Genomic DNA, 12,101 nt, shown 5'->3' on the forward strand with positions numbered 1-12,101 from the left:
CTCGAACTCACACCTCGGAGTCGGCCTTGATCGGTACGGCGATCGACTCGGTCAGAGCCTGCTCGTACCGACGCTGCCGGCGCCGCAGCCACAGCCCGCCGACGATCAGGAGCGCGAGCACCCCGTAGGCGATCGCCGCGAACGGCTGCATGACCAGAGTGCTGAGGTCTCCTTGGCTGAGCTGCAGCGCCTTGCGCAGCTGCTCCTCCGCCATCGGCCCGAGGATCATCCCGACCACCAGAGGCGCGACCGGGTAGCCGTACCTCCGCATGAAGTAACCGAGGATGCCGACGACCAGCAGGATCACGATGTCGGACGGCGAGCTGTGCAGCGCATATGCGCCGAAGGCGGCGAACAGCAGGATGCCCGCATAGAGATACGGACGGGGGATCTGCAACAGCTTCACCCACATGCCCACGAGCGGCAGGTTCAACACGATCAGGATGACGTTGCCGATGTACAGGCTCGCGATCAGCGCCCACACGAGATTCGACTGGCTCTCGAACAGCAGCGGTCCCGGCTGGATGCCGTACGACTGGAACGCCGTGAGGATGATCGCCGCGGTCGCGGTGGTCGGCAGCCCGAGCGTGAGCAGCGGGACGAGCACGCCCGCCGCCGCCGCGTTGTTGGCGGATTCCGGGCCGGCCACGCCCTCGATCGCTCCACGTCCGAACTCGTCACGGTGCTTCGACAGCTTGCGCTCGGTCGCATACGACAGGAACGTGGCGACATCGGCTCCCCCAGCCGGGATCGTGCCGATCGGGAAGCCGATCGCCGTGCCGCGCAGCCACGGCTTCCACGACCTCCGCCAGTCGGCCTTCGTCATCCAGGACCGCCATCCACGTGTGACGGGGATCACGTCGACGCCGCCGTGCCGCAGCCGCGCGGCGATGTAGAACGTCTCACCCACCGCGAACAGGCCGACCGCGACGAGGACGATGTCGACGCCGTCCGACAACGCGGGGAGCCCGAGCGTGTACCGCTGCTGGCCCGAGAGCCAGTCGGTGCCGACGAGCCCGAGGAACAGGCCGACGCCGAGGGAGAGCATGCCTCGTGAGATCGAGCTGCCGATGAGGGCGCCGACCGTGATGAAGGCGATGACGATGAGGGCGACGTAGTCTGCGGGTCCGAGGTTCACCGCGAACTGCGCGAGCAGCGGGGCCAGCAGCGTCAGCCCCAACGTCGCCAGGGTGCCGGCGATGAAGGAACCGATGGCCGCGGTGGCGAGCGCGGCGGCTCCGCGCCCGAGCCTGGCCATCTTGTTGCCCTCGATCGCCGTGACGATCGAGGCCGACTCTCCGGGGTGTTGAGGAGGATGCTCGTCGTCGAACCGCCGTACATACCGCCGTAGTAGATGCCCGCGAAGGTGATGAGCGCCGCGGCGGGATCGAGCGTGTACGTCAGCGGAAGCAGCAGCGCGACCGTCATGGCCGGTCCGATGCCCGGCAGCACTCCGACCGCCGTGCCGACGAAGACGCCGAGGAACGCGAACGCGAGGTATTGCGGCTGCAGTGCCGTCGCGAAGCCCTCCAGGAGCAGGGTCCAGCTGTCCATCAGAACATCCTTCCGAGCCAGCCGAGAGCAGGACCCCACGGCAGCGACAAGCCGAGCAGCCCGCCGAACACGACCTGGATCACGAGGGCCACGGCGATACCGATCATGAAGGCCATCCACCAGCGCTTGGCGGCGAGCGACCAGGCGACGCCGCCGAACAGCAGAGCGGCCGCGGGCGCCCACCCCAGCGGCTCGATCAGGAGCAGGTGAGCGACGACGAGCCCTGCCAGCTTGGCGAGTGTGACCCAGTCGGTGGGAAGGGTCTCGTCGATGTCCTCCGCCTCCTCCGCGCCGCCGCGTTCACCGCGCAGGACACCGACCAGCACCGCGACGGCGGAGGCGAGCAGGATGACCGAGACGAAGATCGGGAACACGGTCGGGCCGGCCTTCATGCCGACCGGGACATGGATCAGGAAGATGCCGACGACGGCGAAGACGCCGAGCGCGACCATGATGGCGGCGAACACCAGTTCGCCGACGGGGACGGAGGACGCTGATCGTGCGGGTCGGCCGTCCAGGCCGACCCGCACCCCCTGCTCCTCGGTCCCCGGTGAGGTGGGGACCGTCATGTCACTGCACCAGCCCGATGTTCTTCAGCGTCGCGGTGACCTCGTCGATGTTCCCCGTGAGGAATCCGTCGAATTCCTCACCCACGAGGAACGCGTCGGTCCACCCCTTCGTCTCGAGCTGCTCGGTCCACGCCTCCGAGTCGTGCAGCTCGGTGATCACGCGCACCAGTTCCGCCTTCTCCCCGTCGGAGATGCCGCCAGGGGCGATGACACCGCGCCAGTTCGTGAGGACGACGTCGTAGCCCTCCTCGGTGATGGTCGGGACGTCGGGCAGCTGCGGCACCTGCTCCTCGCTCGATACGGCCAGCGCCCGGAGCGCACCGCTCTCGATGTGCTGCGCGAACTCTCCGACACCCGAGATGCCCGCCGCGACCTTGCCGCCGATGAGCAGCGGCACGGCTTCACCACCGCCGGAGTTCGGGGTGTAGTTCAGCTTCTCCGCGATCTCCGCCCCGTCGAGGCCCGCCTCCTCGAGCATGAGCCCGGCGAGGATGTGATCTGCGCCGCCCGCGGAGCCCCCGGTGATCGTGACCGCCTGACCGTTGTCGGCGATGTCCTCGACGAGGTCTTCGAGCGTGTCGTACTCCGAATCGGCAGGGACGACCACCACGAGCGGCTCGTCCGTGAGCCGGGCGATGGGCGTGGTGTCCTCGATCCGCACGGCGGAGGCGTTGGTCTCCACCGCACCCACCATGACGAGTCCCATGACCATGAGAGTGGCCGGGTCGTTCTCGTTCGCGAGCTGTGCCAGCCCCACGGTGCCGCCCGCGCCGCCCACGTTCGTGACGGGAGCCGAGTTCACCACTTCGTCCTCGGTGAGCACCTGGGAGAGTGCTCGGCCGGTCTGATCCCATCCGCCACCCGGATCGGCGGGGACGACGATCGACACATCCGTGACGGTCGCGGTCTCGGCCTCGTCCCCACCACCGTCCGTTGCTGCGCCGCCCCCGGCGCACGAGGTGAGGGTGAGTGCGGCCACCGCCGCCAGGGCGGTCAGGGCTCCGATGCGTGCGTTCTTCATGTGCGCTCCTCCTTGAGCGTTCGTGAATGCTGTGGATCAACAGTGGAAGGCGGTGACGTCGCGCTCAAGCTTCGGAAACCATTGGTCGCAGTTACGGAACTATTGGTCGCGAGCAGTGCCCTCCCCTGCTCGCACCCCCTGCGTCGGACGACGACAATGGTCAGGTGGCCTCGAAGATGACGCTCCGTGTGCAGCTGTTGGTGCTGCAGGCGTTGATCGTGTTCCTGGTGACCCTCGCGACCGGCATCGTGGCTGGCGCGTTCCAGGAGCAGGCGCTCCGCGAGGCCTACAAAGACCGGATGCAGGCGGTCGCACAGTCGATCGCCGCCCTTCCGGCCGTGCAGTCGGCCTTCGACGACGCCGATCCCGCCGCCGCGATCCAACCCATCGCCGAGGTCATCCGTGAGGCATCCGACCTCGCGTACGTCGTCGTGGCCAACGAAGACGGCATCCGGTACTCCCACCCGAACCCGGCGCGCATCGGGGAGAAGGTCTCCACCGACCCGTCGATACCGCTCTCGGGCGAGATCTACGTGGGCACGCAGACGGGGACCCTCGGCACCTCCTGGCGCGTCAAGGTCCCCATCCGCGACGACGAGGGCACGGTGATCGGCACCGCATCCGTCGGCATCCTGGAGTCCGAGCTCAACGAGGAGTTCAGCGCGAACCTCGTGTGGCTGATCTCGGCGATGCTGGCCGCCGCCGTGCTCGGGGTGTTCGGTTCGGCGTGGGTGACGTCCGTGATCCGGCGCCGCATCTACCGGCTCGAGCCCCACCAGATCGCCGCGCTCGTGAAGAACCAGGAGACCACGCTGCACGGTCTCAGCGAGGGCGTGATCACGGTCGACGACAGGGGACGGATCACCCTCGTCAACGATGCGGCCGCGCGCTTCCTCGGCACCGACGCGGCCGACCTCGACGGCGCCTCCGCCGCCGAGGTCCTGGGAGAAGAGCTGGCGACGGTGCTGCGCGAAGGCGAAGCCGCGGGGCGCCCGGTGATCGTGGGCTCGCACGTGCTGGTCGCCCGGAGCACCGGAAGCGAAGCCGAGGACGGCGGCGTCGGGGCGACGCTGCTGCTCCGCGACCACACGGAGCTCCACGACGTCGTGCGCCGCGTCGAGGCCGCCGACGCCATCATCGCCTTCCGCCAGCGCTTCGGCATCCCCAAGGGCCTCAGCGCCGAGACGCTGGAGCGGGTGTCCTCCGCGCTGGCCGCACGCACCGACGCCACGGCGACCGAGATCGGCGACGACCTCGACATCTCCCGGGTCAGTGCGCGTCGCTACCTCGAGCACCTGGCCAGCTCCGGCAGGGCCACGCGCTCCCTCGACTACACGACCAAGGGCCGACCGAGCACCCGATACGGCTCCATCGACGCCGTCTGAGGGTCATCCGACTATGGGACGCAGTCCCGTTCTGTGCGACACTGGATCGCATTCGACGACGACGTCGGCCACCCGGATCGAAGGAGATCTCATGGTTCGCAGCACCTATCCCGACGTGGAGATCCCCGACATCTCCATCCACGACTTCCTCTTCGGCGACCTCGACGACGCCGAGCTCGACACGGTCGCCCTCGTCGACGGCGCGAGCGGAGCCACCACCACGTACCGACAGCTCGTGGGCCAGATCGACCTCTTCGCCGGCGCCCTCGCCGCCCGGGGCGTCGGCGTCGGCACCACGGTCGGGGTGTTGTGCCCGAACATCCCCGCGTTCGCGACCGTGTTCCACGGCATCCTCCGCGCCGGGGCGACGGCCACCACGATCAACTCCCTCTACACCGCGGAGGAGATCGCGAATCAGCTCACCGACGCGGATGCCACCTGGCTCGTGACGGTCTCTCCACTGCTTCCCGGAGCACGCGCTGCCGCCGAGAAACTCGGCCTCCCGGCCGACCACCTCATCGTGCTCGACGGCGCCGAGGGACACCCCTCGCTGCCGGCGCTGTTGGGGGAAGGACGGCCTGCTCCCGATGTGACGTTCGACCCGGCCACCCATCTCGCCGTCCTCCCCTACTCCTCGGGCACCACCGGGCGCCCCAAGGGGTCATGCTCACCCACCGGAACCTGGTGGCCAACGTCTCGCAGTGCCGTCCGGTGCTCGGCGTCGAGGCGAGCGACCGCGTGCTGGCCGTGCTCCCCTTCTTCCACATCTACGGCATGACGGTGCTGCTGAACTTCGCCCTGCGCCAGCGTGCAGGACTCGTGACAATGCCCAAGTTCGACCTGCCGGAGTTCCTACGCATCATCGCCGAGCACCGGACGACCTGGGTGTTCGTCGCTCCCCCGATCGCGGTCGCTCTGGCGAAGCATCCGATCGTCGATCAGTTCGACCTCTCGTCCGTCAAAGTGATCTTCTCGGGCGCCGCCCCTCTCGACGGCACCCTCGCGGCCGCCGTGGCGAACCGGCTCGGCTGCATCGTCACGCAGGGCTACGGCATGACAGAGACGAGCCCCGCCGTGAATCTCACCTCCGAGACGCGAGACGACGTCGACCGTTCGGCGATCGGTCCCCTCGTGCCCAACACCGAGGCGCGACTGGTCGACCCGGAATCGGGCGAAGACGTGGCGACGCCCACGGAGGGCGCCAGCGAGCCGGGCGAGCTGTGGGTGCGCGGTCCGCAGGTCATGGTGGGGTACCTCAACCGCCCCGACGCCACGGCCGAGATGCTCGACGCCGACGGCTGGCTGCACACCGGCGATGTCGCGACCGTCACCCCCGACGGCATCTACCGCATCGTCGACCGGCTCAAGGAGCTCATCAAGTACAAGGGGTACCAGGTCGCCCCCGCAGTGCTGGAGGCCGTGCTGCTCGAGCACCCCGCCATCGCCGACGCCGCTGTGATCGGCGCACTCGACGAAGACGGCCAGGAGGTTCCGAAGGCGTTCGTGGTGCGGCAGCCGGACGCCGACCTCGACGCGGATGCGGTCATGGCGCACGTCGCCGCCCACGTCGCGCCGCACGAGAAGGTGCGACAGGTCGAGTTCATCGACGTGATCCCGAAGTCGAGCTCCGGGAAGATCCTCCGCAAGGACCTGCGCCTCCGCTGACGTCGGACGTGCGGGTCCGGACCGGACTGCGCTCAGTCGCCGTCGAGGAGCTCGGCGTACGTCTGCAGCGGAACCGGCTTCACCGGCAGCTGTGCGGCGAAGCGACCGGCAGCGGCGACCGTCGTCCCGCGCGCCGCGGCGACGGCACCAGCCACGGTCGTCTCGCAATACCGCCCCTGACAAGGGCCCATTCCGGTGCGACAGCTGAGCTTCACCGCATCGACGGTGTCGGCATGCGGGTTCGCCTGCAGGAAACCGTCGATGTCGGAGCGCGGGATCGCCTCGCACCGGCACACCGTGGTGGCCGGTGTGGCGAGGGCCGTGAGGCCGGGGCGTTCCGGGGCGAACATCCGCTGCACGACCGCCGCGAATCTCCGCGATCTCCGCAGGTCACGCTCGAGGGCCCTGGACCGTACGGCGGTCACGGGGCGGCCCAGACGTGCGGCGATGACCGCCGCCGCTGCGGCCCCCTCGGCGCGCGACTGCTCCGCGCCGGACACCCCGGTGGGCTCGCCCGCGGCGAAGACCCCGGGGACATCCGTCTCGAAGTCGCGGTCCACGGCCACGAGCCATCCCCCGCGGCGGAATCCCAGCGCACCGCGCACCCGAGTTGACGCGCGAGCTCGGTGGAGGCGTGGAAGCCGTAGCCGAGCACGACGGTCCTGGCCGGAACCTCACGTTCGGGGCCGCGTACACGCCACGCCCGATCGGCTCTCGCGACACGGATGCCGCCCACGCCCCCGTCGCCGAGGATCGCGGTGGGAACCGTCGCCGTCCTGATCCGCACGCCGCGTCGCACGAGGGTGAGCACGCAGCCGGCGAGCTCGGCCAGAAGTCGCGCATGCCCGGGAACGGCCGGAGCGGCGAGGAACAGCTCACGCAACGAGGGCAGTCCCCTGGCGAACACCACCTCCGTCACCTCGGCCCCCGCACGCGCCAACTGGGCAGCCACGATCAGCATGAGCGGATGCGACCCGGCCAGCACGACGGGCCCGGCGGCACGCAGGTGCTGGGACTTCAGGAGCCCCTGCGCCGCACCGGCCATCAGCACCCCCGGCAGCGTCCACCCGGGGAACGCGACCGGCATGTCGTACGCACCTGTCGCGATGAGCAGTCGCCTGGCGGGTGCGCGCCGTGCGCCCTGCGGCCCCGCGACGAGCACCTCGAACTCGTCGCGGCCGGTCGACCGGGTGTCGAGGATCCCGAACACGGTCGACTCGAACCACCACTCGACCCCTGGCGCGTCGGCGGCGTCGGCGAGCAGCCGAGCTGCCCACGGATAGCCCACCGGTGAGCGCACCGGCTCGCCGAACTCCGCCGGAGGCTGCCGGAAGATCTGTCCGCCCGCGGCGCGCTGCTCGTCGATCACGAGCGTGTGCAGACCCTGCGCGGAGGCTTCGACGGCGGCGGCGAGACCCGCCGGTCCCGCCCCGACGATGACGAGGTCGTACGGCTCGGAGCTCATACGTCCGTCCGCACGTCCATGCCCTCGCGGACCGTGGTCAGGCATGTCCTGGTGAGGGGCGCATCGTCGACGGTGACGGCGCACTCGAAACAGGTCCCCATGTTGCACAGCGGCGCACGCCGCTCGCCGTACCTCCGGGCGAAGGTCCGCTCACCCGCCGCGAGCATGGCCCCGGCGACGGTCTCGCCGGCAGCCGCGATCACACGGCGACCGTCGACGGTGAAGGCCACGTCGCACCGACGGGGTGCGGTGCGTTCGGCGAGGGGTTCGTTCTTCATGCCATGACTCCGAATCTGTCCGGCGCGTACGGCCGGAGGTCGACCTGGGGCGCCCGCCCGGCGGCGAGATCGCACAGCGCGCGGGCGAAGCTCGGTCCGAGAGTGAACGCCGACCCCCGGTGGCCACGAACATCCCGGGCACCCCGGCACCTCCCGACCAGCGGGAGCTGGTCTGGCGTGATGGTCGTGGTCCCCGCCCAGGAGCGGACGACCGGGAGTCGCGCGGTACCGGGGACCACGCCGATCGCTGCGCGGGCGTTTCCGACGATGGACTCCGCCAGCAGCCGCGGGCGCACCTCGAGATCCGGCGCTCCCGCCCTCCGGCCGAGGGCGGCAGGCCAACCGCCCCCGATCAGCACCGTCCCCTCCTTGGTCTGCTTGAGCGACAGTTTCGTCCCGGCGTGCTGCACCAGGTGGTCGATGAACGGCGCGGTGGGCGCGGTCACGCTCATCATCAGGGCGAGCGGGATGGTCGGCAGCTGCGCTCCGGCGATCTCCCCCACCTCGGTGGTCCACACGCCCGCCGCGATCATCACGGTCGTGGCATGGACGTGCAGCTCGCCTTCCGGACCGCGCGCGGTGACCCTCCAGCCGCCGGCGTCGCGCTCCAGCGCCGTCACCCGGGTGTGCGTGCGGACGTGCGCCCCTCGCCGCACGGCGCCGCGGACGAGAGCGGGACCGGCGATGCGGGTCTCGGCCTTGCCCTCCAAGGGGCAGTAGGCGGCGGCGACGACCGAGTCGGACAGGTACGGCGCGACCCGACGAGACTCGTCTCCGTCGAGCAGCGACACATCCAGGCCCCACTCCTGCTCGAGGCCGACCTTGCGTTCGAGCACCGCGACCTGCTCCGCGGTCTCCGCAAGCATGAAACCACCGCGTTGCACGACGCCGACCGACTCGCCGAGCTCATCGCCCAGCCGCGTCCATGCCTCCGCCGCGTGCAGGTGCAACGGCATGGCCGCGGCAGCCGTGCGCGCCGACTCCCAGCCGTTCTCGACCATCCGGTACTCGAGCTGGAAGTGCAGGCTCCCGGCGTTCTGCCCCGAGGCGTGCTGGTTCAGCTGATCCTTCTCGAGCAGCAGCACGGAGGCGCCCTCGCCCGCCAGCATCCAGCTCAGCGCGCCGCCCAGCAGACCGCCGCCGATGACGACCGCGTCGTACCGCACGGTCACGACAACGGCACGGTCGTGATGCCGAGCCCCTCCAGCGTCGCGCGGACCCGGTCGACCTGCTCCTCCGAGAGCTCGAGAAGGGGGCGGCGCACGAAGCCCGCCGGCACGCCCTGCAACCGCAGTGCGGTCTTCATGATCGCCTGCTGGTTTCCGAACTGCGCGCCGTAGTCGGGGCCGAACCAGCTCGTCATCACCACCCGGTCGCGCGCGCCGAGCTCGATCGCGCGCGCACGGTCTCCTGCGGCGAGCGCGTCCCAGAATCCGGGGTGATCGCGTCCGAGCGGAGCGCCGGAGCCCATCAGTCCGTCCCCGTGCCCGAGCGACACGAGGTCGGCGCCCAGCGCGTTCGTGGGGACGCCGAAGTAGCGGACCCGATCCTCGACGAGGTACATCGCGTCGAGGAACGCCCGGAAGTCCCCCGTGGAGTTCTTGATCGCCACGACGTTCTCGATGTCTGCGAGCTCACCGAGCAGATCGGGGCTCAGGTCGACGATGCATCCGCGCGGCCAGTTGTAGACCGTGAGGGGAAGCGTCGTACCGTCGGAGATCTCCTGGTAGAACGCCACGATCTCCTCGCGGGTGGGCACCATGTACGGCGGCGGGGTCACGAGGATCCCGTCGAGCCCCGCCTCTTCGGCGGCGTGCGCGTGCCGGATGGCCTCGGCCGCCGTGAACGCGTTGCATCCGCCGATCACACGCATGTCCGCGCGGAAGCGGCCGCCGAGCGCGAACAGCTCCGCCCGCTCGGCCTCGGTCATGCTGAACCACTCGCCCGAGGTCCCCGCGAGGATGACGCCGTGCATCCCCTGCTCCGCGAGCCACTGCATCTGCCCCTCGAACGCGGTCGCGTCCAACGCGCCCTCACGGGTGAAGGGCGTGGTGATCGCGGGGATGTACCCGTGCCAGTCGACGGTGTTGCGGTCCATCTGTGTCTCCTTCTCCGACTCGGCCGCTTAAGCGACGGGCATGTCCTGGGCGTGGTGGTGCACGATCCGCCAGCCGCCCACGTCGCGGCGCACCACGTCGGTGACGCGTACCCGTTCGACCAGTCGATCGTCGTCGGCCGGGCGCACCTCCAGCTCGTAGCGGATCACTCCGGTGTCGCCGAAGTCGCTCGTCACGATCCGGGTGGGCACGACGCGCGGCAGGCTTGCACGTCGCTCTTCGGGAGAGACGGCGGGTCCGCGCAGCTGGTCGAGTTCGGCGATGCCGTGCATGAGCGTCGGCCACGGCGTCTCCCACACGGTCACGTCGGCGGCGAGTCGCGCGTCGAAGGCCGCGCGATCGGCGAGGTCGCGGTACAGGTCGAGGACGAAGCGCTCGAGGTCCGTCTGGGTGGTCATGCGTCTTCCTTCATCGAGTCGTGCAGCAGGCTGTCGCGCAGCGGCGCGAGGCCCATCGGCCCGAGCGCGAGAGCCCGGGTGTGGAAGTCGAGCGCCGAGGCCCCGCTCGCGGTGCGGGCCTCGTCCCAGAGCTTGGCCCCGACCTTGAACGCGAGCGCCTGACCGGGCCAACCGAGGTAGCGGTCGACTTCGAAGCGCGCGGTCGCCGGGTCGACGAGGCCGTAGTGCACGAGGAAGTCCCGCGCGATCTCGGGCGTCCACTCGGTGCGGTCCGTGACCTCGTTGCGACGTACCGGACGACCGGTGTGCAGCCCGATGTCCGCGACGATCCGCACGGTGCGCCACAGTTGACCCAGCAGCATCCCGAGGCGCTCGGCCGGGGTGCGCAGCAGCCCGAGCTCGTCCGACAGCGCCTCGGAGTAGTGGGCCCACCCCTCCGCGTAGCCGTGGATCTCGCACAGGTAGCGCTGCCACGGGTGCAGCGACGTGTTCGCCCTGTTGACCGCGTGCTCCAGGTGGTGCCCCGGCACGCCCTCGTGATGCAGGCTCGTGAGCTCCTGCCAGGTCGGCACCGAAGTCGCACCGGCGGGGAGCGTCCATACGATCTTGCTGCGGACCGAACCGTCTGGTGCGCCTGGGGTGTAGTACACCACGCCTTTGGCCGCCCGCGGCACCACGATGTCGACCTCGCGGATGTCGGCCGGAAGGAGGAAGGCGGTGCCGTCCACCCGCTCCAGCGTCCAGTCCAGGCGGTCCCGGAGCCAGCCGACGACGTCGTCCGCATCCACACGGCTGCCGGTGTCGGTGGCGAGCATGCGGGCCGCCTCCACCACGTCGGCCTGACCGGAGACCCCGACGATCTCTCCCGCGACCGTGCGGGCGGCGCGCCACAGGCGTTCCAGCTCGCTCCAGCCGTAGTCGTACACCTCGTCGAGATCGAGCGTGGTGCCGAGGAAGCTCTGCGCCGTGGCGCGGTAGACGGTCTCCCCACGGCATCCTGCTGCGGCGCGGCGGGGAGCAGCTCCTCGCGCAGCATCCGTTCGAACTCCGCCATGGACGCGGTGGCGGCCTGCGCCGCCCGGTCGAGCGCGGACCGTCGAGCAGGAGACAGCGCTGCCCTGCGGAGGGAGCCGAAGTAGTCGACGCCGTCGGGGTCGATCCACCCGGCCACCTGATCTGCGACCTCGTGCACCTGCCGGGCGGCAGCGACGCCCGTCCCGGAGAATTCTCCCCGCTCCCCGCTGACCGCGCCCATCGCAGTCGCTCCTGCAGCTGGGTGATCGCGTGGGGCACAGCGGCCAGCCGCTCGATCACAACGTCGCCCGAGGCATCGTCGGCGACCTCGACGTCGTCGAAGGCCTCGCGGATCTGGTGCACCGGTGTCGCGAGCGGGGCGAGCAGTCGGGCGGAGAACCCGGTGTCGAACAGCGCGACGTCGCTGTCCATGCGCTCGCGCAGAGCGGCATGCAGCCCCGCGTCCTGCGGTGCCGGCTCCACGGCGGCGAGCTCCGCCCGAGTGCGCGCGGCCAGGTCTCGTCGCTCGACAGCCCAGGCAGCGCTGAAGTCCGGCAACCGGTCGCCCGCGGCGACGCCGAGCGCCTGTGCGGCGGTCGGCTCGTGCGCCGCGAGGGCAGCCACGTAGGCGTCCG

The 12,101-nt window shown here is 70.4% G+C and carries 10 protein-coding genes and 2 pseudogenes; 2 read left to right on the forward strand and 10 right to left on the reverse strand.

The features are described 5' to 3' along the window. Positions 1 to 7: 7 nt before the first annotated feature. The 3 genes and pseudogenes from G4G29_RS15615 to G4G29_RS15625 form a co-directional block, all read right to left on the reverse strand. Positions 8 to 1,554: pseudogene (locus G4G29_RS15615) on the reverse strand (tripartite tricarboxylate transporter permease). Further along, on the reverse strand, positions 1,554 to 2,123 hold the full coding sequence (locus G4G29_RS15620) for a tripartite tricarboxylate transporter TctB family protein (RefSeq protein WP_244632084.1): 570 nt from the start codon (positions 2,121 to 2,123) through the stop codon (positions 1,554 to 1,556). The pseudogene G4G29_RS15615 and the gene G4G29_RS15620 overlap by 1 nt, the downstream one beginning before the upstream one ends. Before the next feature lies 1 nt (position 2,124). Beyond that, positions 2,125 to 3,144 (reverse strand): tripartite tricarboxylate transporter substrate-binding protein, encoded by a 1,020-nt coding sequence (locus G4G29_RS15625; RefSeq protein ID WP_183150752.1) that lies wholly within the window; start codon positions 3,142 to 3,144, stop codon positions 2,125 to 2,127. Positions 3,145 to 3,308: 164 nt separating this feature from the next. Between G4G29_RS15625 and G4G29_RS15630 the strand changes: the two genes are divergently transcribed. Beyond that, positions 3,309 to 4,529, forward strand: a complete 1,221-nt coding sequence (locus G4G29_RS15630) for a PAS domain-containing protein (RefSeq protein WP_183150753.1) — start codon at positions 3,309 to 3,311, stop codon at positions 4,527 to 4,529. A 91-nt stretch (positions 4,530 to 4,620) separates the two neighbouring features. Beyond that, positions 4,621 to 6,194 (forward strand): annotated as a pseudogene (locus tag G4G29_RS15635) (AMP-binding protein). A gap of 32 nt (positions 6,195 to 6,226) precedes the next feature. Here the strand turns inward: G4G29_RS15635 and G4G29_RS15640 are convergent. The 7 genes from G4G29_RS15640 to G4G29_RS15670 are packed head-to-tail and all read right to left on the reverse strand — an operon-like array spanning position 6,227 to position 11,615. Beyond that, the gene (locus G4G29_RS15640) at positions 6,227 to 6,619 is read right to left on the reverse strand and encodes a (2Fe-2S)-binding protein (protein WP_183150754.1); all 393 of its coding nucleotides are present in this window, start codon (positions 6,617 to 6,619) and stop codon (positions 6,227 to 6,229) included. After that, on the reverse strand, positions 6,616 to 7,659 hold the full coding sequence (locus G4G29_RS15645; RefSeq protein ID WP_183150755.1) for an FAD-dependent oxidoreductase: 1,044 nt from the start codon (positions 7,657 to 7,659) through the stop codon (positions 6,616 to 6,618). The genes G4G29_RS15640 and G4G29_RS15645 overlap by 4 nt, the downstream gene beginning before the upstream one ends. Further along, entirely contained in the window at positions 7,656 to 7,937 is a 282-nt protein-coding gene (locus G4G29_RS15650) for a (2Fe-2S)-binding protein (protein ID WP_183150756.1), read from the reverse strand. The genes G4G29_RS15645 and G4G29_RS15650 overlap by 4 nt, the downstream gene beginning before the upstream one ends. Continuing rightward, positions 7,934 to 9,109 (reverse strand): FAD-dependent oxidoreductase, encoded by a 1,176-nt coding sequence (locus tag G4G29_RS15655; protein ID WP_183150757.1) that lies wholly within the window; start codon positions 9,107 to 9,109, stop codon positions 7,934 to 7,936. The genes G4G29_RS15650 and G4G29_RS15655 overlap by 4 nt, the downstream gene beginning before the upstream one ends. Next, positions 9,106 to 10,035 carry a dihydrodipicolinate synthase family protein gene (locus G4G29_RS15660; protein ID WP_183150758.1) on the reverse strand — a complete coding sequence of 310 codons (930 nt, stop codon included), beginning with the start codon at positions 10,033 to 10,035 and terminating at the stop codon, positions 9,106 to 9,108. The genes G4G29_RS15655 and G4G29_RS15660 overlap by 4 nt, the downstream gene beginning before the upstream one ends. Before the next feature lie 27 nt (positions 10,036 to 10,062). Next, a complete protein-coding gene (locus G4G29_RS15665) occupies positions 10,063 to 10,452 on the reverse strand; it encodes a nuclear transport factor 2 family protein (RefSeq protein ID WP_183152864.1) in 390 nt (129 codons plus the stop codon). Next, positions 10,449 to 11,615: a DUF885 domain-containing protein gene (locus tag G4G29_RS15670; protein ID WP_183150759.1), complete on the reverse strand. Its 1,167-nt coding sequence runs from the start codon at positions 11,613 to 11,615 to the stop codon at positions 10,449 to 10,451. Before G4G29_RS15670 ends, G4G29_RS15665 begins: the two co-directional genes overlap by 4 nt. Positions 11,616 to 12,101: the final 486 nt, after the last annotated feature.

Origin of the sequence: Microbacterium sp. Se63.02b (genome assembly GCF_014171575.1) — a bacterium.
Lineage (GTDB): Bacteria > Actinomycetota > Actinomycetes > Actinomycetales > Microbacteriaceae > Microbacterium.

Coding starts and splice junctions, on each gene's coding strand:
- G4G29_RS15620 (WP_244632084.1), bottom strand. CDS start 2,123: ATGACGGTCCCCACCTCACCGGGGACCGAGGAGCAGGGGGTGCGGGTC.
- G4G29_RS15625 (WP_183150752.1), bottom strand. CDS start 3,144: ATGAAGAACGCACGCATCGGAGCCCTGACCGCCCTGGCGGCGGTGGCC.
- G4G29_RS15645 (WP_183150755.1), bottom strand. CDS start 7,659: ATGAGCTCCGAGCCGTACGACCTCGTCATCGTCGGGGCGGGACCGGCG.
- G4G29_RS15650 (WP_183150756.1), bottom strand. CDS start 7,937: ATGAAGAACGAACCCCTCGCCGAACGCACCGCACCCCGTCGGTGCGAC.
- G4G29_RS15660 (WP_183150758.1), bottom strand. CDS start 10,035: ATGGACCGCAACACCGTCGACTGGCACGGGTACATCCCCGCGATCACC.
- G4G29_RS15665 (WP_183152864.1), bottom strand. CDS start 10,452: ATGACCACCCAGACGGACCTCGAGCGCTTCGTCCTCGACCTGTACCGC.